The organism is Hymenobacter convexus (genome assembly GCF_030580955.1).
In the GTDB taxonomy this organism is placed as follows: domain Bacteria; phylum Bacteroidota; class Bacteroidia; order Cytophagales; family Hymenobacteraceae; genus Hymenobacter.
In genome coordinates this window covers 23569-42868 of the sequence record NZ_JAUQON010000018.1, presented here as the reverse complement: position 1 = coordinate 42868, position 19300 = coordinate 23569, and the positions used below count along the sequence as shown (strand labels likewise).

21 protein-coding genes are annotated in these 19300 nt (G+C 62.1%); 10 read left to right on the top strand and 11 right to left on the bottom strand.

Annotation, left to right across the window (positions count from 1 at the left end):
• Both Q4S41_RS24435 and Q4S41_RS24430 read right to left on the bottom strand, forming a co-directional pair.
• Positions 1–2607: a PAS domain-containing sensor histidine kinase gene (locus Q4S41_RS24435; protein WP_305033746.1), complete on the bottom strand. Its 2607-nt coding sequence runs from the start codon at positions 2605–2607 to the stop codon at positions 1–3.
• Positions 2608–2720: 113 nt separating this feature from the next.
• Positions 2721–3083 carry a glyoxalase superfamily protein gene (locus tag Q4S41_RS24430; RefSeq protein WP_305033745.1) on the bottom strand — a complete coding sequence of 121 codons (363 nt, stop codon included), beginning with the start codon at positions 3081–3083 and terminating at the stop codon, positions 2721–2723.
• Between the two features lie 173 nt (positions 3084–3256).
• Here Q4S41_RS24430 and Q4S41_RS24425 point away from each other — a divergent pair, with 173 nt between their 5' ends.
• The 3 genes from Q4S41_RS24425 to Q4S41_RS24415 all read left to right on the top strand — a co-directional run bounded on the left by Q4S41_RS24425 (position 3257) and on the right by Q4S41_RS24415 (position 4616).
• Entirely contained in the window at positions 3257–3625 is a 369-nt protein-coding gene (locus Q4S41_RS24425) for a hypothetical protein (protein WP_305033744.1), read from the top strand.
• Positions 3626–3764: 139 nt separating this feature from the next.
• Positions 3765–4115, top strand: a complete 351-nt coding sequence (locus tag Q4S41_RS24420) for a DUF3140 domain-containing protein (RefSeq protein WP_305033743.1) — start codon at positions 3765–3767, stop codon at positions 4113–4115.
• Positions 4116–4325: 210 nt separating this feature from the next.
• A complete protein-coding gene (locus Q4S41_RS24415) occupies positions 4326–4616 on the top strand; it encodes a hypothetical protein (RefSeq protein ID WP_305033742.1) in 291 nt (96 codons plus the stop codon).
• Positions 4617–4811: 195 nt separating this feature from the next.
• Here the strand turns inward: Q4S41_RS24415 and Q4S41_RS24410 are convergent, their stop codons facing one another.
• Positions 4812–6131: a glycoside hydrolase family 28 protein gene (locus Q4S41_RS24410; RefSeq protein ID WP_305033741.1), complete on the bottom strand. Its 1320-nt coding sequence runs from the start codon at positions 6129–6131 to the stop codon at positions 4812–4814.
• A 256-nt stretch (positions 6132–6387) separates the two neighbouring features.
• The gene (locus Q4S41_RS24405; RefSeq protein ID WP_305033740.1) at positions 6388–7035 is read right to left on the bottom strand and encodes a zinc ribbon domain-containing protein; all 648 of its coding nucleotides are present in this window, start codon (positions 7033–7035) and stop codon (positions 6388–6390) included.
• Between the two features lie 181 nt (positions 7036–7216).
• Here Q4S41_RS24405 and Q4S41_RS24400 point away from each other — a divergent pair, with 181 nt between their 5' ends.
• Positions 7217–8047, top strand: a complete 831-nt coding sequence (locus Q4S41_RS24400; protein WP_305033739.1) for an alpha/beta hydrolase — start codon at positions 7217–7219, stop codon at positions 8045–8047.
• Between the two features lie 16 nt (positions 8048–8063).
• On the opposite strand, the gene Q4S41_RS24395 is transcribed toward Q4S41_RS24400, so the two are convergent.
• Positions 8064–8753 (bottom strand): spondin domain-containing protein, encoded by a 690-nt coding sequence (locus Q4S41_RS24395; protein ID WP_305033738.1) that lies wholly within the window; start codon positions 8751–8753, stop codon positions 8064–8066.
• Between the two features lie 111 nt (positions 8754–8864).
• Between Q4S41_RS24395 and Q4S41_RS24390 the strand changes: the two genes are divergently transcribed.
• Together Q4S41_RS24390 and Q4S41_RS24385 are read left to right on the top strand one after the other, a co-directional pair.
• Complete coding sequence (locus Q4S41_RS24390; protein ID WP_305033737.1) at positions 8865–9116, top strand: hypothetical protein; 252 nt, start codon at positions 8865–8867, stop codon at positions 9114–9116.
• A gap of 218 nt (positions 9117–9334) precedes the next feature.
• Entirely contained in the window at positions 9335–9967 is a 633-nt protein-coding gene (locus Q4S41_RS24385; RefSeq protein WP_305033736.1) for a hypothetical protein, read from the top strand.
• A 152-nt stretch (positions 9968–10119) separates the two neighbouring features.
• Here Q4S41_RS24385 and Q4S41_RS24380 read toward each other — a convergent pair whose 3' ends face one another.
• Together Q4S41_RS24380 and Q4S41_RS24375 are read right to left on the bottom strand one after the other, a co-directional pair.
• Complete coding sequence (locus Q4S41_RS24380; RefSeq protein ID WP_305033735.1) at positions 10120–10767, bottom strand: NAD-dependent epimerase/dehydratase family protein; 648 nt, start codon at positions 10765–10767, stop codon at positions 10120–10122.
• Between the two features lie 229 nt (positions 10768–10996).
• The gene (locus Q4S41_RS24375; RefSeq protein ID WP_305033734.1) at positions 10997–11833 is read right to left on the bottom strand and encodes a CvfB family protein; all 837 of its coding nucleotides are present in this window, start codon (positions 11831–11833) and stop codon (positions 10997–10999) included.
• Between the two features lie 104 nt (positions 11834–11937).
• On the opposite strand from Q4S41_RS24375, the gene Q4S41_RS24370 reads away from it, so the two are divergent.
• Positions 11938–12495 (top strand): hypothetical protein, encoded by a 558-nt coding sequence (locus Q4S41_RS24370; protein WP_305033733.1) that lies wholly within the window; start codon positions 11938–11940, stop codon positions 12493–12495.
• Here the strand turns inward: Q4S41_RS24370 and Q4S41_RS24365 are convergent.
• From Q4S41_RS24365 to Q4S41_RS24355, 3 genes are read right to left on the bottom strand one after another with little or no spacing between them, the layout of a single operon-like run.
• A complete protein-coding gene (locus Q4S41_RS24365) occupies positions 12489–13172 on the bottom strand; it encodes an MIP/aquaporin family protein (RefSeq protein WP_305033732.1) in 684 nt (227 codons plus the stop codon). The two genes, Q4S41_RS24370 and Q4S41_RS24365, sit on opposite strands and share 7 nt — an antisense overlap.
• A complete protein-coding gene (locus tag Q4S41_RS24360; RefSeq protein ID WP_305033731.1) occupies positions 13172–13681 on the bottom strand; it encodes a GNAT family N-acetyltransferase in 510 nt (169 codons plus the stop codon). The genes Q4S41_RS24365 and Q4S41_RS24360 overlap by 1 nt, the downstream gene beginning before the upstream one ends.
• 10 nt (positions 13682–13691) lie before the next feature.
• Positions 13692–14114, bottom strand: coding sequence for an arsenate reductase ArsC (locus Q4S41_RS24355; protein WP_305033730.1), 423 nt, complete (start codon positions 14112–14114; stop codon positions 13692–13694).
• A 537-nt stretch (positions 14115–14651) separates the two neighbouring features.
• Between Q4S41_RS24355 and Q4S41_RS24350 the strand changes: the two genes are divergently transcribed.
• Positions 14652–15152 carry an energy transducer TonB gene (locus Q4S41_RS24350; protein ID WP_305033729.1) on the top strand — a complete coding sequence of 167 codons (501 nt, stop codon included), beginning with the start codon at positions 14652–14654 and terminating at the stop codon, positions 15150–15152.
• 355 nt (positions 15153–15507) lie between these two features.
• Here the strand turns inward: Q4S41_RS24350 and Q4S41_RS24345 are convergent, their stop codons facing one another.
• Positions 15508–17469 carry a hypothetical protein gene (locus tag Q4S41_RS24345; protein WP_305033728.1) on the bottom strand — a complete coding sequence of 654 codons (1962 nt, stop codon included), beginning with the start codon at positions 17467–17469 and terminating at the stop codon, positions 15508–15510.
• Positions 17470–17745: 276 nt separating this feature from the next.
• Here Q4S41_RS24345 and Q4S41_RS24340 point away from each other — a divergent pair, with 276 nt between their 5' ends.
• Positions 17746–19014: a putative DNA modification/repair radical SAM protein gene (locus Q4S41_RS24340; protein ID WP_305033727.1), complete on the top strand. Its 1269-nt coding sequence runs from the start codon at positions 17746–17748 to the stop codon at positions 19012–19014.
• Between the two features lie 95 nt (positions 19015–19109).
• A complete protein-coding gene (locus Q4S41_RS24335; RefSeq protein WP_305033726.1) occupies positions 19110–19289 on the top strand; it encodes a hypothetical protein in 180 nt (59 codons plus the stop codon).
• Positions 19290–19300: the final 11 nt, after the last annotated feature.

Genomic DNA, 19300 nt, shown 5'->3' with positions numbered 1-19300 from the left:
CTACGCGAAAGCCGATGGTCGGGTTTTGGCCAATTCGGGCAGCAGCACCCGGAAGGTGCTGCCCGCATCGGGCTGGCTGTCGACTTCAATGGTGCCGCCGGCATTTTCCACCATGCGCTTCACCATGTAGAGGCCCACGCCGGTACCCTCGACGTGGGTGTGCAGGCGCCGAAACATCACAAAGAGCTTGGCTTGCTGAGCGTCGCTGAGGCCCAGGCCGTTGTCCTGCACTTCGAGCCGCATCTGGCCTGGGGGGCAGGTGGCGCGCAGCAGCACGCGTAGGGGCCGGGCGGGCGAGTGGTACTTGATGGCGTTGCTGAGTAGGTTGTAGACGATGCTGCGCAGGTTTTTAGGCGAAAAGCGCACCGTGGGGCAGTCCGCCACGTCGATGACGAGCTGGCCGTGGGTGGCGGCCAGGGCGGGGGCTAGGTCGAGGCGCACGGCTTCGACCAGGGCGGCCAGGTCCACGGTTTCGGCTGGCTCGGCGTGGGCCTGCTGCAGCTTGCTGACGTCGGTGAGGTGCACGAGGGTGCGCTGAAAGCGGTCGACCGAGCCGCGCATGAGGCCCAGCAAGTGGGTCACGTCGGCATCCTGGCGCACGGGCTCGGGCAGCTGCTCATCCAGGGCCAGCAACAGGCCTTCGATGTTGGCAATGGGCGCCTTGAGGTCGTGCGAGGCGGTGTAAACGAAGGTGTCCAGGTCGACGTTGGTGTGGCTCAGGCGGTCGTTGGTGTCGCGCAGCTCCTCGTTGGCAACCAGCATTTCTTCGTTGATGGCGGCCAACTCCTCATTCAGTTCCTGCACCCGCTCGCGGGCCCGGGTCTGGTCGGTAATGTCGGTGACGAGGGAATAGAAGCCGCGCACCTCGCCGTCCTGCACGTCGGGGATGTAATCGGTGTGGATGTGCCGCACGAAGCCTTCACGGTAGGGCATGCGCGTTTCAAACGACAGCCGCTCGCCGGCCAGAGCCCGGGCAATGTAGCCCTGCACGTTGGCGTAGGCCGCTTTGCCCAACACCTCGCGCGCGGGCTGGCCCAGCAGCCCGGAGGGGTCCTGGTTGAACCAGTTGCGGTAGGCGTGGTTGAGAAACTGGTAGCGCTGCTCGCGGTCGAGGTACGAAATGAGCACGGGCAGGGCGTCGGTGAGCAGGCGCAGGCGCTGGGCGGCGGCATCGGCGGCCTGGCCGGCGCGCACCTGCTGCGTCACTTCAAAGGCAAAGGCCAGCACGCCGTCAATCTGCCCGTGCTCGTCGTAGCGGGCCTGCTGAATGTAGTTGAAATACCGGTCTTCCAGCTGGCCGTCGCCGGGGCGGGCAATGGGAATGAGGAGGTCGGGCTCTTCGTGGGTGATGCCCGTTTCGAATACCCGGCGAAAGGTGCGGTACACCGCGTGGTTGGCTATTTCGGGCAAAGCCTCGGCAATGGGACGCCCCAGCAGCGCCCGGCCCGGAAACAGCGCCTGGTAATCGGGGTTCACCAGCTCGTACACCAGTTCCGGGCCGCTGAGGACGCAAATGGCGGCGGGCGCTTCCATAAACAGGCGCTCCAGGCGGGCGCGTTGGCGCTCGGCTTCGGCGTAGGCGGCCTGGGCTTCGCGGGTGCGGGCGGCCACGCGGCTTTCCAGTTCTTTGTTGAGGTCGGAGAGGGTTTGCTGCGATTCGGCCAGCGCCGTGTTGCTGGCCAGAAACTCGTCGTTGCTGGCCCGCAGCTCCTCGTTGATGGCCGCCAATTCCTCGTTCAGCTCCTGCACCCGCCGCCGGGCCAGCACCTGCTCGGTCACGTCCACGGCGATGTCGATAACGCCCAATACAGCGCCGTCGGCATCGGTCAGGGGTTTGTACACGAAGTTGAAATAGCTTTTTTCCAGCCGGTCGCCTTTCAGTAGGTCGGCCGCCACTTCGGTGCCCACAAAGGGCTGCCGGGTGCGGGCCACCTGCTGCATCAGTTCGGTGAAGCCCTGGCCACGCAGTTCCGGCACGCCTTCGAGCAAGGGCCGGCCCACCACCTGGGCCGGCACATGGCCCCACATCTGGCACAGTAAGTCGTTGGCCACCACCACCCGGCAATCATCGCCCTGAAACACCCCAATGGCCACCGGCGACTGCGTGAGCACGGCTTGCAGCATGTTGCGTTCGCGCTCTGCCTCGGCGCGGGCTTTGAGTTCGCGGGCCTGGCTGGCGCGCAGGGCCTGCTCAATGGCCGTGCGGGGCTGGTCATTGGTGTCGCTGAACGTTACCACCAGCACGTCGCCCTGGCGCCGGGCCACCAGCAGGTAGTAGCCGTCAAGGCCATCGAACTGGTAGTTATTTTCGCGGCGCTCCACTTGGTCCGAAAAAAACGCATCGCGGTAGAAGGCAAACACGCCCGCCGCCTCAGCCGTGGGGTACAGCGTCCTGAACGACTCGGCGGGGCGTTCCGGCAGTTGCAACATCTGCTGCGCGGCGGGGTTGAGATACACCACGCGCAAGTCGACGACGGTGCTGCCGGCGGCATCGTACACGGGGCGCATCAGCATGATGCCGTTCAGCGAAATATCGAATAACACGCGCAGCAGGTCTTCCGAAGCGGGCAGGTCAGGCGGCGGCACGGGCGGTTGGAAATCGGACATAATTAAGGTAAATAAGGCCTTCTGAGCCGCAATTGTTCACGAGCTTGCCGTTCGAGTGGGCGCATCAGCCGACGTACGCCGCTGCGCCGGGCAGGTGGCGAAGCCCCGCCGGGTCAGTGCCGCTCCACAAAAATGAGGCGGTTGCTGAACGGGTCCGTCACGGTCATTTCCAGCGCCGTAGGGTCGTAGAAAGGCGTTTCGAGGCCCGGCCGGTTGTACTTGTATTCCTGGGCCAGTAGCTGCTGGTGGTAGGGCACCAGGTGCACGAAGTCGTCGATGAAGACCCGGCCGCCCGGCGAGCCGTCGCCGTGGTGCTCCGAAAGGTGCAGCGTCACGTCGCCGCGCGTCACCTGCAAGTACGCCGGGCTGCCCTCCGGCCGGTGTTCCCAATCAATGCGAAAGCCCAGCCACTGGACGTAAAATTCCAGGGCTTTGTCGTAGTCGAAAATGCGGAGGATGGGTTTAACGGTTGCCATTGGCATGAGGAAAAATTGGTGCTGGCAAATGTAGGCAAACAGGGCGGGGGCGAACTATGCCAGCAAACAACTACCCCTTTGGCCGGCCGTGCAACCCCGCGGCCGGCCCACCGGTCAGGCCTTTCGATTGGGCACCCGCCCCGCTTGTTTCACCTCTATCCCAACGGCCTATTATGCGTCTTCACTACCTTTTTTCTGTTGGTTTGCTGGCGGGCGTGGGCCTGGCCGGCTGCACGACCAAAACCGACGTCGAGCCGGAAGTGCCCTGCGGCACCTACGCCACCGTGCGCCTTTGCCACGGCATGACCACCATGTGCCTCACCGAGCACACCACCCTGGAACTGGCCGACGGCACCCGCCTGCGCCCCAGCGGCCCCGCCTGGGAGGCCTACCTGCCGCACCAGGCCGATGGGCAGACGCTCAGCATCGGCTACACGCCGGGCCCGGCCCTGCCCGCCGGCGATGTGGGCAATCTGGAGGCCAAACTCACCTGCCTGGAAGAAGTGATGCGCTGCGGCACCCCGGCCCCCGGCGGCAACTAGCGCCCGCGCCCAGCGCGGTTCCCGTTTGCAAAAGCCTCGTCAGTAGCCGACGGGGCTTTTTGCTGCGCGCCCGCGCCGCCGCAACCCGCTGCCGGGTAGCGCAGTATGCTTCAGTTCACGCTTTAAAGCCTTCCACACCATGTCCAACGCCCCGCAATCCAAACCCACCGACATTTATGCCTCCTTTAAAGAAGACGTCAACATGACGGCCGCCGAGCTCACCAAGTGGCTCAAAACCGACGAGTCCAAGTCAGTGGGCCAGGACAGCGGCGACGGCCAGAGCATCGGCCACCATTCCGGCGAGCGCATTGTTGAGATTCTAGGCAAGAAAAAAGCCGACCTCACGCCCGCCGACGAAGCCCACATGCACAAGGTGCATAGCTACGTGGCCCGGCACTCGGCCCAAGGCCCGCACCACCAAAAGGACGTGGAAACCTCGCCCTGGCGCTATTCGCTGATGAACTGGGGCCACGACCCGCTGAAAAAATAGCCATTTACGCGGCCCCCCGGCCCGTTTTGTTCATCGATGTCAGGACTTGGTAGGGAAAACGCCCGTGCCAGCCGATGCTCTCGGCCGTTTCGACGGTGAAATGCGGGGAAGTTGGCTAGGCCACCGGGCTACGGCACAGGGCTTGCAAAAGGGTAGACAAGCGCTTGATAACGAAATCAGCCGCGAGTTCATCCTCAACCAATCTTTGCCATGAAAACCTCCCTTTTTTCGTTTGTCGCCGCCCTGGGCCTGTTTGCTGCCACTGCTTCTTCGGCCGCTACCGCCGCTTATCCTCCCCTCAAAGACCGCCGCGAAATAGCTCGCATTGAACGCGAACGGGCCATTGAACGGGCCCGCATTGAAGCCGCCCAACGGGAGCGCCAACGCCTCGCCGCCGAGCGCGCCCGCCTCGAAGCCCAGCGCCGCGCCGAGCAGCAGCGTGCCGCCGAACGCGCCCGCTGGGAAGCCCAGCACCGCTACGATGGCCACGGCTACCGTTAAAGCCCGCTGATGAGATACAAAAAAGCCTCGCCGGAATACGGCGAGGCTTTTTTGTTGATGAAAAACAGAACGTCATGCTGAGCGAAGTCGAAGCATCTCTACCGCGCAACTTATTCAATTGAAAGGGCTTACTATAGCGGTAGAGATGCTTCGGCTACGCTCAGCATGACGGCCGATTGAACCACTGCACGCGCTTTAATCCGGTTTCAGCGGGGTCACGGCCGGGCCGGCTTGGGCGGCGGCCGTGATAGGGGCGCCGTTGAGGGTCACGTTTTCGAATTTGATATCCGAGTACTTGTTGGGGAAAGCGGCCTGGTCGGCGCTGGCGTCCACGTTCTTGAAGGTGATGTTCGAGACCTTGTCGGTGGGGTTGCCGTTGAGCACGGCAAACTGCTTGCATTTCACCTTCACATTGGAAATACTGATGTTGCGGATGGTGCCGAAGGGCTTTTCGGTGCTGCCGGCCATGTTGAAAAACTGCGTCCAGGGCGAGAGCGTGACGATGGTGCCGCAGCGGCCGGTGATGCCGTCAACGGTGATGTTTTCGTAGACCTGGTAGGTATCGGGGCGCATTTTGAAGAGCAGCACGGGCCGCTCGTTGTCCATACGGCAGTTGCGCATGGTGATGCGGTTGGCGTGGATGCACTCGCTGCCGCACGTCAGGGCTGCGTGCACTTCGCCGAAAGTGCAGTTTTCGACCAGCACGTCTTCGATGGGACCGTTTTCGGGCAGCTTTTGGGCCGTGGGGCCCTTGCCGCCTTTGATGGCAATGCCGTCGTCGTTGACGGAGATGTAGCAGTTGCGGACGGTGACTTTCCGGCACACGTCGATGTCGATGGCGTCGGTGCTAGGCGCCTTCACCGGCCGGAAGGGTGAGCGGATGTCGCAGCCGTCGATGACGACATTGTTGGACTGGTAGAGGTGGGTGGTCCAGAAGCCCGCGTTGTGCAGCTTCACGTTTTTGATGGTCACGTTATCCGAGCCCCAGATGAAAACCAGGCGGGGCCGGTGCACCTCGAGGTTGGTGGCCGACTTGCCAATCTTCGACATCGAGTCGCGGTAAAACCAGAACCGCTTCCAGAACTTCAGCCCGTTGCCATCAATGGTGCCGGGCCCGTTGATGGTGAAGCCGTTCACCTGTTTGGCATTCACCAGCGCGGCGTAATAATCGAGCTTCTGTCCCTCCATTCGCGATGGAATGAGCGGGTAATCGGCAATGTTGTCCGAGCCCTTGAGCTTGGCGCCGGCCTGTAGGCGCAGATGGGTGCCCGGCTTAAAAAATAGCGCCCCGCTCAGGAAGACCCCTTTCGGCACAACGATGGTGCCCCCGCCGGCGGCGCTGGCTTTGTCGATGACTTTCTGAATGGCCAGCGTGTTCAGCTTGGTGCTGTCGGGGCTGGCGCCGTATTGGGTGATGACGTATTCTTTGGGCGCGGCGGGCGTTTTCGGTGGGGCGGGCGCGCGGAGCGAAAGGGCCGCCAGGCCAGCAGCCAGCGGCGCGAGAAGGAATTTCATGGGGCGGGAAAAATGATGGATAGCGCAAAGAAGCGTATCCCCGCCAGCCGCACTGTTCTGTAGTTACCTGATGCTGCCGTTTATCCGCTTGCTTCTCGAAGCCTCCGCTTCTAAAAAGACGGTCATGCTGAGCGCAGCCGAAGCATCTCTACTGCGCAAGTAATTCAATTCATGCAATGAAGCGGTAGAGATGCTTCGACTGCGCTCAGCATGACGTTCTGTTTTTACTTGATATGGTTATCGCCGCGCAGCCACCCTAGGCCTTCGTGCCGCACTCGGCGCAGAACTTTTGCTCGGGTTTCAGCTTTGCGCCGCAGCCGGTGCAGTGGCGCTCCTGGGGCTGGGCGGCGGGGTTGGGGGTGCCGCAGCTGGGACAGAACTTCTGGCCGGCGGCCAGTTTGGCCTGGCAGTTTGGGCACTGCAGCAGGGCGTCGCGGTTCAGGAAATCGAGGTTTTGGGTGTAGTCCTGGGCGCGGGTTTTGGTGCGAATTTGCTCCTGGGCGGCTTGGGCCTGGTGGGCGCGGAGTTCCTCCTGCTCGTCGGGGGCGCAGTCTTCGCAGAGGCCGGCGCTGTGGTTCCAGCAGGCATCGGGGCACACCCAGTGGCCGCAGCGGGTGCATTGCTTGAACTGCTGCTTGCCCTCGGCCACGGCGGTTTGCAGGGCTTTGTCGTGGGCCGTGCCGCCCACGGCCCGCTGAATCTCATAGGCCGCACTTTGCACCCCGCCCAGCCCGCCAAACAGGCTGCCGGCCGCATTGAGCAGGCTCCCGGCAATGCCGAGGGCGTTGGGCTGAAAGCGCGACAGGTAGCCGTTGCGGCACTTGTCGCAGTGAAACTTAAACTGGAAGCCCTTGTCGGTGGAAAGGTCGTCGTAGTTGGCAACAAACTGAATCAAGTCGCTCATGGCAGGCCGGGGAAAGGTGGTGGCGTAAATGTAGGGCCACGGTCGAAATCAGGGCCTTGGGGCCATCGCCGATGAGCAGCCGGCGGCAGGCGGTGCAACGTTGCCTGGCGGCCGAAGTCTATCCGGAGCCCGGGTGCAGCAGGAGTGCTACCTGGGTTCGTCGCCATTTTTTCTTCAGCATATGATTCGCTTTTTCCTGTTTTGCCTGGCGCTGTTTGTCGCCGGGCCTGCGGCTGCTATCCGGCCCGTGGCTAAGTGGTGGGCCAAGCCCGATACCCTGGGCCTCAAGTACCAGCAATTGGAGATAACCACGGCCGACCATGTGAAACTGGTGGCCTGGCTCATTGAGCCGGCCGCCAAGGCTCCCGACCAACATACCACGATGGTAGTAGCCGGCGGCGACGCCTACAACATGTCCAGCAATATCTACACGGCGTGGGCGCTGGCCGACGCCGGCTACCGTTCGCTCCTCTTCGATTACCGCGGGTTCGGCCACAGCCAGGCTTTTGCCATCGACCCGCAGCGGCTGTACTACGAAGAATTTGCAGTCGACCTGCGCGCTGCCTTGGACGAGGCGCGGCGCCTCGAACCCCACAACCGGGTGGGCATCCTGGGCTTGTCGATGGGGGCTATTGTGGGCTCCGAAGTAGCGGCCCGCGCCAAACCCGACTTTTTCATTTCCGAAGGCTATGCCGGCGACCTGCCCGGCATCGTGGCTTATCAAAAAGCCGCCAACAACAAAACCCTGACGCTGCCCGCTGAAGCGGCAGCCTACCCGCGCGTAGCCGCCCGCGTGGGCTGTCCGTGGCTGCTCATTGCGGGCACCCAAGACAAAAATACGCCCCTGGCCGACTCGGCCGCCGTGGTTCGGGCAGCCCGCCGTCGGCAGCGTCGCCAGCTGCTGGCCGTCGACTGCGGACACCTGGGCGCGCAGGATAAACTAACCGAAAAGTTCTTCGCCGAAGGGTACGTGCGGGCCATCAGCCGGTTCCTGGCCGGCGGCCAGGCCTAGCTGCCCCGCAAAACAGCTACTTCAGCCGCTCCAGTAGCCAGGTGCCCAGCGGCGGGCCGTCGGGCGCGGTGCCGGTGGCGGGCGGCAGCAGGAGCGGGGCTACCACGCCGGCCGGCAGCGTGGGCTGGTCGGGGGCGGTGAAGGTGGGGCCGCTGTCGGTGCCGGCGTCGTAGGCGCGGGCGGGCACGCGGCGCTGGGCCACCCACTGGCCGGTGGCGGCGTCGAGCAGGTTCTCGTCTTCGAGGGCCACAAACCAGTCGGGGCTGGGCGCAATCATCGTGACCAGGCTCAGGCGCGGGTGGGCGGCGTCGAGCCGAATGGTGTCGGCCACGGAGCCCGGCGAATTGAAATAGGACGCCTCCAGCATTCGAAAAGCCATGCCGCTGCGTTGCAGAGCAGCTATTTCGGCGCGCAGGGCGGTGTTGTTGCCCCGCTCGGCCATGTCCTTGATTCCGAGGCTGGCCGCCTGGCCGGGCCGAAACAACAGCCCCTCCGCCGCGTGCGACGCCCCGATGACGTTCGAGAAGTGCGCGCCGGCCGGGAAGTTGGCGTGCGTGCTAGCACTCCAGGTCGCCTCGAAGGTTACGCGGTAGAGAGCCGGGCCGGCGGCCGGTGTGGGTAGTATTTCGCCAGTCTTAGCGGACTTGGAGCAGGCCGCCAGCCCAACCACAAACAACAGCAAAAGAAGGTGGCGCGAACGAGGCATGGCACAAAGGGAAATAATGGGACCCAGGTATTTATCGGGCCAGACGCGGAGCAGCTACGGTCCTTACGGCCCCAACGGTTTTTTATTGCAAGGCGGCCGCGCACGCTTGCAGTGTCTGGAGCGGCTCCAGGCCGTGGACACTCAGATGCTGCGTTTCAACAAGAAGCTGGCCCGCCAGCGCGCCAGCACCGTGAACAGCAGCACCTGGCCCGCAACACCAGCCTCATCAAGAAAATCCGGGTGCAGCTGCGCCCCTACCAAAGCTCGCCCACCAAGCACGCGGTGTGGCTGCGTTTCCGGGGCTACACCAAGCTCATCGTCCTCAGTGGGGGCGGCGTCCCCGCAGCACCGCCGGCCGCCTAAGCCGCGGCAGAGACTCAACGCCCCGCCAGTGGCTGGCGGGGATTTTTTGGTGGGGTGATTGAATGAAGAAAAAACCGTTGTCCTAAGCGTTTTTACAAGTGGGCTGGCGGTAGCTTTCCTGCATGAAATGCTACACATGCATGGAGAAATTGGGGTTACTTCTCCTTACAAGCTCGTTTGCCCTCCACGCTAGTGCCCAAACGTACCGGCTGCGGTCATTGGAAGGCGTTGCTGTTTCGGTACGGGTAAAAAGTGAGCCGATTAATTATGACAAGCAGCGCGGCCGCTGCTATCTGTGGGTCGTGGCAGGCACGGATACGGTGTTCGTATACGACGCGTGGGCACCCGGTACGGTAAAGGTGCTAAATCAACAGTTTCTGCAGTTCGATTACCCCGTGCGGGGCGGGACTAACGTGGGATTGGGCAGCACGCTCGTATTGTGCGTGGCCAAAGGAAAATTGTGTCAGGCCCTCAAATTACCTACCTATCATCAGACGGACTTGTATAATCCGGACTACCACAAGTTGTACCAAGTGCGGCTGCGCCTAGTGGGAACTACGCCGCTGGCGTACCAGTGTTACCTCACCACGCACGACGAAATTCGCTCCGAACGCGAACCTGCGACCAACCGCAATTCTACCACGCAGGCGGTTCTAAAATTTGATGCCCAACGCCACCTGTTTTACAATGGGCTCAAACGTCCACCTTCCCCCTTTGCCATCATTGACTACAGAACGGAGCGAGTCATCAAGCGGAAGGTCACGGAACCGTTGCCGGTGATTGAGTGGAACAACTCGTTACAATACTTTATTGGAGGCGAGTGGTACGAAGCTGCCAGAACCAATAATTAATCGAAGCCGCGGCTGTGGTTTCTGCAGAATGAGGTGCCTAAACCCTCTATCTATTCCTGAATAATGCACCACCAAAAAAAAGCCTCGCCAGCCACTGGCGAGGCTTTTTGCTGCTCAAGCGGCGGCGGGCTACTCCTTCACCAAGCGTTTCGCTACTGGACCAGCTCTGCCGACTCGTGCACGCGCACGCCGCCATCGTCCTCGGCGGCACGCAGCATGGCGGCGGCCACCGTGGCACCCGTCACGGGGCGGTATTTCAGCAGGGGGCCGCGCATCAGCGGTTGCAGCACCTTCAATACCACGGCGGCAATTTGTTCGCCCAGGCGGGGCTGGGCCCGCTCGCCCAGCAGCAGCGAGGGCCGGAAAATATGAATGGCCCGAAAGGGCGTCTGGCGCACGGCGGCTTCCATTTCGCCCTTCACCCGGCTGTAGTAAATACGGCTTTCCGCATGGGCCCCCATGCTGGATACCACCATGAACTGCGCCGCAAAATTGCCGGCCGTCAGGGCCGCCAGCTTCACCACATACAGAAAATCAACCTGATAAAACGCTTCCTTCAAGCCCGCTTGCTTCATCGTGGTGCCCAGGCAGCAATACACGTCGTCGGCAATGAGCTTGAAGCGCACGTCCTCCAGCTTGTCCAGCTCCGTGGTCACCTGCACCAGCTTGGGATGAATAATAGGAACCGCTTTCCGCCCCACAACAATCACTTTGGCGTACCGCTCCGACGACAGCAGCAGCGGCAGCAACTGAGAACCAATCAGGCCCGTGGCCCCGGCGAGTAAAGCGGTTTTTTGCATAGCAAGGAAAGAAGATGGTCGAACCCGTCTGTCATTGCGAGTGGAGCGCAGCGCAACGCGGCAATCCGTCCTCTGAATGCGACCAGCCCTGAGATGTGATAAAGCCTTACAAAAAGCTCGCTCAACTTTACGCCAGAAAAAGTGTCTGGTTAATCAGAAAGCGTCGCGCATCGAGAGGACGGATTGCTGCGTTGCGCTGCGCTCCACTGGCAATGACAGACCGGGCCAGTTATTTCAGCACCGTTGCCTCCGGCTCCAGCAGCACCAGTCCTTGCCGGAAAAGTGCCCCCAGCGCCTTCTTAAATACCTTTTTGCTCATGCCCACGCGGCGATACACGTCCTCGGCCAGGCTTTTGTCGCCCAGCGGCAGGCGCCCGCCCGGCGCGGCCTGAATGGCCTTGAGCAGTGCATCGGTGGCCGATTCCACTTCGCCGTAGCCCTCCTTTTGCAGGCGCACGTCGAGCTTGCCGTCGGCCCGCACCTGGCGCAGGAAGCCGGGCAACTGCTCGCCCAGCCGCAGGGGCCGAAATACTTCGTTGTGAAACAGCAGCCCCTGGTGCGTCCCGTTCACGATGACGGGGTAGCCCAGCTCGGTTTCGTCAGCCACCAGCAGGCGCACCTCGTCGCCGGGCTCGCCGGGGAAGGGCGTGTTTTGCAGGAACTGCTTCCACTTGGTGGAGGCCACAAGGCGGTCGCTTTCCTCGTCGAGGTACACGTACACGAACACCCGCTCGCCCACGCGCAGGTCGCGCCGCTGGTTGCGGTAGGGCAGGAGCAGGTCCTTCTCCAAGCCCCAATCCAGAAAGGCGCCGGCCGGGCCGTGGTCCTTGACGGTGAGGGCGGCAAAGCTGTCGACGAGCGCCAAGGGGCGCAGGTTGGTGGCAATGAGGCGGTCCTCCGAGTCACGGTACACGAACACGCGCACCACGTCGCCCACGCGGGTGCCGGCCTCCACGTACTTTTCGGGCAGCAGCAGGTCGCCGTCGTCGGAGGTGAGGTAGAGGCCGATGCTGGTTTCGCGGGCTACTTCGAGGTCGTTGTAATCGCCGAGGAGGAGGCTGGCCATCTGAGAGGTGTTTAATTTGGGTAAGCTGCAAAGGTCGGTTCATGGGGCGGCTGCCACAAGAAACCGCCGCAGCTTTGTGCCACTCCCCCTGATTACGGCCGGTGATGAATGAAAATGAAAGGGTGCCCATCGAAACCCTAAGCTGGGAGCAGTTGCAGCAGTACGTGTACGAAGTAGATGGCTCGTGGCGCGATACCTACGTGCTGAACGCCACTTGGGCAGACTGGCAAACCTGGGCTGGTTTCGTCAATGCGAATTGCCGCGCAAAAGAATTAGCATTTACCGACGGCGATACCGTCCGGCTCGACCGCATTGACTTTGCCGCCATGGAACACCTATGGGATAGCCACGGCCAGGCCAACGGGCTCTGGGCAAGCTTCTTGGTTGGTGAAATATCCATCAGGTGCCATTTCTTCCGCGATGATGAGGTGGAAAATGACTTCGACCCGCGAAAAATCACCTCACCCGCGGTCCATCTGCAGCTGATGGATTACCTGACGAAGCTCTCCCAGGCCCTGGGGAAGGAAGTGGTGCTGACGTGGGAAAATGACACACCGGCCGCCTGTTCTCCGCGTTGGGGAGGAGTATGGCAGCCGCTGCTTGCCGTCAGCGGCGAACAGATACAGGTTCATCCCTATTGGCGTAAAAACACTTCCTATTGAGGTAACGGAAGCGCTTCCGCCGCCCGGCGCAGTTGCAAGCCCCTGTCCACGGCCACGGCCAGCAGCGCGCCGGCTACCGGCCCCACCACATACACCCACCAATCCGTCCAGTTGCCGCTGAGTAGCGCCGGGGCCAGCGAGCGGGCCGGGTTCATGCTCGCGCCCGTGAGCGGCCCGGCCACCAGCGCCTCCAGCGCCACCGTGGCGCTGATGGCCAGCCCCGCCAGCATGCCCACCTCCTTCGAGCCCGACGTGACCCGGAAAATCACCAGCATGAGCCAGAACGTGAGAAACACCTCGATGCCCAGCGCCTGCCCGGCGCCGTGGGCCGGCAGCGTGGCCCCCAGGTCGGAGCCCGGCCCGGCAATCAGCTTCACCAAAAAGCTACCCAAGGCCGCGCCCACCAGCTGCGCCCCCGCGTAGGGCAGCACCCGCCGCCCCGGGAAGCGGCCCATGGCCCAGAAGGCCACCGTCACGGCCGGGTTCACGTGGGCGCCGCTGGTTTCGCCCAGGCTCTGGATGATGATGAACACCACCAGTCCAAAAGCCGCCGCCACCCCGCCGTGCCCCAGCGCGTGCGTCTGGGCATCCACCACGGCCGCGCCGGTTCCGAATAGCAATAGAATGGCCGTGCCCAGCATTTCGGCCAGCAGGCAGGTGCGCAGCGTTGGTTGCATCAGGCTTCGATGGTATCGGTGGTGCCCACGGCGGCGCTCCGGCGTTCCAGCAGCAGGGTGTCGCGCCACTGCCCGTGCAGCTGGCCGATGCGCTCGCGCCGCCCCACCTGCCGGAAGCCCGCGGCTGCGTGCAGGCGCAGGCTGGCCGCGTTTTCGGGGAAGATGCCGGCCTGCAAGGTCCAAAGGCCGCTTTGTTCCGACGATGCCACCAGCGCCTGCAACAGGGCCCGGCCCACGCCCTGCCCCCGGGCGGCAGCGGCTATGTAGATGCTTACTTCGGCCACGCCCGCATATACGCAGCGCCCCGAAACCGGCGAAAGCGCTACCCAGCCCAGCACCGTGCCGGCTTCGGCGGTGGCCACGAGGCGGCAGGTGGCCAGGTGGCCGGCATCCCAGGCCTCCCAGGTAGGGGCCTCGGTGGCGAAAGTGGCGTGGCCGGTGGCCAGGCCCTCGGTATAGATGGCGCGCACAGCCGGCCAATGGTCGGCCGTGAGGGGGAGAATGGGCATCGAAGCAGACCTAAAATTCGCGGCCCACAAAATCCTGCGCGTAGGCCTTCACCTGGTCGCGCACACGCCGAAACTGAGCCATTACCTCCTCCTCGCTGCCCGTGGCCTTAGCCGGGTCGGGGAAGTTGTGGTGCAGCTTTTTGGCGGTGGAGGGGAACACCGGGCACACTTCGTTGGCGTGGTCGCATACCGTCACGACGTAATCAAAAGGCACGTCGGCGTATTCGTCCACGTGGTTGCTGGTGTGGCCGGCGATGTCCACGCCGTCCTCGGCCATTACGCGCACGGCGCGCGGGTTGAGGCCGTGCACCTCGACGCCCGCGCTGTACACCGCCGCCCGCCCGCCCAGGGCCTCGGCCAGGTAGCCGTGCAGCAGCTGGCTGCGGCAGGAGTTGCCGGTGCACAGCACCAGAATGTTTTTTGGCTTATTCATGCAGAGCAACTAGAAAAGAGATGCGAGCTGATATGAGCTCTATGGTCTTGCTGCCTACTTTTTTCAAAGAAAAACAGGATGGTAAGGACCGGTTCTCCCCAGGTTCTCCGCAAAGTAAAGGAGTGGCCGTTGAAATACCCGCCCGATGCTCCGTAGCGGTTTATTGCTATTTACTCGCTCCTTCGTAGTTGTTTGCTGCAAAGTCGGCATTGAATCGGCAGCGCAACTTGATTCTGATAAATCTTGAAATAGTTAAACTTAATGAATTAAAATAATATCCTGGCGAACATTTATAAAATGATAAATGCGTTTACATTTGTAATGTTAATAAGTGCTCTGAAAGCAGTTAAAATCCATTTTTTAATAAGATAGAGCGATGTCAATCCATTAATTAATGTTTTGTTGTTAGAGTCTTGAAAAGTTTTTTTCTGTTGAAAAGACAATTTTTATAAAAACATCTTGTATCTTTATTTCGTTAAAAGTTAGAAGGCACTTAGCTGAGTCAATCCTATATCGCTCACCTTAACTCATCAATCTGTGACCCATTCTTTACGCTTTTTTTCGTTCGTGGGCATGCTGGGCCTGTTGGCCACCGGCCATAGCCAGGCGCAGTCGGGGCCGTATGCTTCCACCCAGGCGCGGCACACGGCCGTGCTGAATGCGCCGGCCACCGCCACTGTGCCCCCCATGGTGCCAGCGGCGCCCTCCATCAACCCCGATTCGGTGTTCATCAACCCCGAAGTGCGGCCCCAGTTTGTGGGTGGCGACAAGGCCTTTACGGCCTATCTCGCCAAATCCATCCGCTACCCGCAGCAGGCGCTGATGCGCCACGTTTCGGGCCGGGTGTTCGTCAACTTCATCCTCGATGCCAAGGGCAAAGTGGTTGATGCCCACGTCATCAGTGGCCCCGGCAGCGGCCTCAACGACGAAGCCCTGCGCCTCGTGTGGATGATGCCGCCCTGGGAGCCCGCCCGCTCGAACGGCCAGCCCGTGCGCGTGGCCTGCACGGTACCTATCTCCTTCACCGCCGACCGCTAAACCAACTCGCCAGCAACGGCCACCCCGCTTTTTCCGGCCAGCTAGCTTTGGCGAAACTGGCTGCTTTATGCTGCTATTGGAGTGCGAATTCCAGCTATTCGGTTTTAACTTATTTTATCTAGTGTGTTGCTATTAAGTGCTTTATTTTAAGTGAATGAAAAGCCCCGCCTCAGTTAGAGGCGGGGCTTTTTGCTTTGATGGAATTAAGAGTCAGGAGTTGAAGGCGTCTGTCATCCTGAGCGCAGCGAAGGACCTTAGCACGTGAGAACAAATCGTTTGAACGTGATAAGGTCCTTCGCTGCGCTCAGGATGACGGAACCGTACCAATTCTTAACCCCTAACCTCTAACTCTGCCCTACTGATACGGCGCGGTGCCGGGCGAGCCCAGCCCAAAATCCGTGAACGTTACCGTTTCGCGGGTCGACTCAAACATGCGGATGCCGTTGGGCGCGGTGAGGCCGCGCGGGTAGTAGCCGATGAGCAGCTGGAAGGTGCGCAGGGCCGTGAATTCGTTGCGGAAGCGCAAGCCCAAGCCAAAGCCCGTGTAGGGCGCGCCCCCAAACGGGGAACCACCGCCGGGCCGGTCGCTCACCCAGGCGGCGTCGGCAAAGGCCACGCCGGCCAGCCGGAAGCCCAGCAGCGAGAGCGGCGTGAATAAGGTGGTTTCGTAGTTCACCACGAAGCGGCTAGTGGCCAGCACCGGCGAGGCCGGCGAGAAGCCGCGCAGGCCCCGGTCGTTGGTGATGCCTTGGAGCAGGTCGCCGGGGCGCCGGTCGATGCCGATGGTGCCCTTGCTGCTAAGGAAATGCCGGTACTGCCAGTTGCCGAGGTGATAGAGCTTGGTGAAGGACGTGAATTCGGTGCTTAGCACGCCCTGTTCCCAGTTGCGAGACTGGTCCATGCGCTGAAAAATGCCCAGGTCCACGGCCCCGTAGAGGTAGCCGCTGCGGGTATTGAAGCCTGCCGCGGCCACCCGCGCCGCCAGGTAGCGGCGGGGCACCACGCGGTTCACGTCGTAGCCGGCGGTGAGGCTGAGCAGGGTGCCCGCCGGCACGTCCTCGGTGCGGCCAAAGCCGAACAGGTACCGGTCCTTATAGTAGCGGCGCACGGAGTAGCCCACGGTGCCTAGCATCAGGGTGCCGTTGTGGTAGTCGGGCGGCTCGATGCCGGTATCGGGGGCGGGCTGGGGCACGGCGCTGAACTGGGTGCGCAGCAGGCGGGCCGCGATAATCACCCGGCCGGGGTTTTCGTAGCCCAGGTCGTAGGAGCGCAGGCGCAGGGAGCGGCCCACCCAGGCATCCTGCACCAGCGAGCGCAGCGGGTAGTAGATGTAGGGCTCGCCGGGCGGCGGGGTGCGCAGGGCCACGTTCTGGGAGTAGCTGTCGAAGCTGATGGCTCCGGCGTAGCGGGCGCTGGGCGAATAGAAATCGCGCTTGAGCGTGACGCCGCCCGCGCGGTAGTTGTACTCGTTGCGGTAGCGGGCCTGGCCGTACACGAAATTGCGAAACGGAGCCGTGTAGCTGCCTTGGTAGGACCATTGCTGCGGATTTTCGCCGTTTTCGGTGCTCAGGCCGCGGCCGTAGCGGTAGGAGTTTTCGAGCTGGTGGCCTAGGCCCAGGAAGTTGTCGTCGCCGAGGGTAATGAGGCCGGCCGTGGCCGAACCCAGCTCGTAGCCAGCCGTGATACTGAACACGTCGGTGGTGAGGACCGTGATGTCGACGCTGTCGCGGGTGCTGCTGGCCTCGTTCACCAGCACGCGGGCATCGAGGATTTCGGGCGTTTGGCGCAGCAGGCGCTCCGATTCGGCCAGGGCCTGGGGTTCCAGGGGCTGGCCCGGCCGGAACAGCAGCACCTGCCGCACCCGCGAGCGGGCCGTTTTGAGGTGCAGCATGTTGCCCGATTTCTCCCAGAAGGAGCGCGGAATCCGCGTCGAATCGGACAGGCTGTAGCCGAAGGCGTCGAGCGTGCGGATGTTCACCTGGCGCACAATCTTGAAGTTGTGCTGGTCGAACTGCCGGTTGAGCAACACGGCGTCGAGGCCGGCCTGCTCTTCCTGGCGCTGGGTGAAGTTGAGCAGGCCGGAGAGGGCCTTGCCGACGATGGTTTTGCGGCGCGAGTAGGCCTTGAGGCGGTTGAGGATGCGTTCCTCGTCGAAGCGCCGGCGCAGGGAGTCGGCGCGGTGGGGCAAGATTTCGTCGGCCGCCTTCAGCGAGTCGGGCGGAATGGCCGAGCGGGGGTCAAACGTCTGCGCCGCTACCGGCCGGGCCCCGAAACCCAGCAGCATAAACACCAACAGAAACCAACCTCGAAAGCTCATAATGGGGCGCAACGCTGCAAAGTACGAAAAGGAGCCGGGGCGGGGTGCGCCCGTTGCACGCAGGGCTGGGTCGTCGTTTCGTGCTATTGCGCCACGGGCATCGCCTAACCAAAACTTCGCTGGTGCGCAGCAACTTCGGTTTTACTAAAAACCGGGTGCAAAACAAAACAGGTATTTTCTCGAAAAAAGAAACTATTCCCAAAAAAATTAGCTTAAATGCTTGTGCCATTATGGCCGCTGTATATTACTTTTAAGGCCGAAAGCCAGCCCTTCCTCATGAACGAGCGCATTCAAGAGAAACTAAGCATATTAGCTGATGCCGCGAAGTACGATGCTTCGTGCAGCAGCAGCGGTGCCAAGCGCAAAAATGAGAACAAAGGCCTCGGCAACGCCGAGGGCATGGGCATTTGCCACAGCTATACCGAGGACGGCCGTTGCGTGAGCCTGCTGAAAATTCTGCTCACCAACCACTGCATTTTCGACTGCGCCTACTGCGTGTCGCGCCGCTCGAACGACGTGAAGCGCGCCGCCTTTACAGTGGACGAGGTAGTGGACCTCACCATCAACTTCTACCGCCGCAACTACATCGAAGGGCTGTTTCTGAGCTCCGGCATTTTCTCCAGCCCCGACTACACCATGGAGCGCCTCGTGCGCATCGTGAAAAAGCTGCGCACCGAGCACAAGTTCAACGGCTACATCCACGTCAAAACCATTCCCGGCGCTTCGGAAGAACTGATTGCCGAGGCTGGCCTGTATGCTGACCGCCTGAGCGTGAACATCGAGCTGCCCTCCGAACTGGCGTTGCAGAATCTGGCGCCGGAGAAAAACTACCAGGAAATCCTGACGCCGATGAGCCAGATTCGGGACGGCATCGCGCAGAATAAAGAGGAAAAGGCCCTGTTCAAGAAGGTGCCCAACTTCGCCACCGCCGGCCAGACCACGCAGCTCATTGTGGGCGCCAGCGCCGAGACGGATTTGCAAATTATCAAGCTCACCGACTCCCTCTACCAGGGCTACGGCCTGAAGCGCGTGTACTACTCCGGCTACATTCCCGTGACCGACGACGCCCGCCTGCCGCAGGTGACGCAGCCGCCCGTCATCCGGGAGCACCGCCTGTACCAGACCGACTGGTTGATGCGCTTCTACGGCTTCCAGGCCGACGAAATCCTCGACCCCGCCCACCCGCACCTCGACCTCGAAATCGACCCCAAGCTGGCCTGGGCCCTGCGCAACCGCCACGTTTTCCCGGTGGATGTGAACACGGCCGAGTTCGAGATGATACTGCGCATTCCGGGGGTGGGCGCGCGCTCGGCCAAGCGCATCGTGGCCGCCCGCCGCTTCGCCAAGCTGAATATGGAGACGCTGCGCCAGCTCGGCGTGGTGCTTAAGCGGGCCAAATACTTCCTCACCTGCCAGGGCGAGCACCAGCCCCTCATCGGCGAGCTGACCGAGCAGCAGGTGCGCCGCCAGATTCTGTTCGGTGCCGGCTCGGTGCGCTCGGCCCTTATCACCCAACAACTTGATTTATTCGCCCAGGCTTCTTAACGGCTATGAATTACGACGCTCTTTTTTCCAACGGCCAACCTTCGCTGTCGAAAAGCAGCCTGGGCGGTTTCCAAAACGACATCTTTTTTTCTGTCATGAAAGTCATTCACCGCCAAGCCCAGCCCGCGCCCGTCGCGCCGTCCTCCGACAAAGTAGCCCGCGTCTCCTGCGTCTGTCGCATCAGCGAGCTGATGCCGCTGGTGCGCCAGCTGCACGAGGACGCCCGTGCCCGCTACCAGGCCCAATTGAGCGAACAGCGCCAGCAGGCGGCGTAGGGACTGTAGCG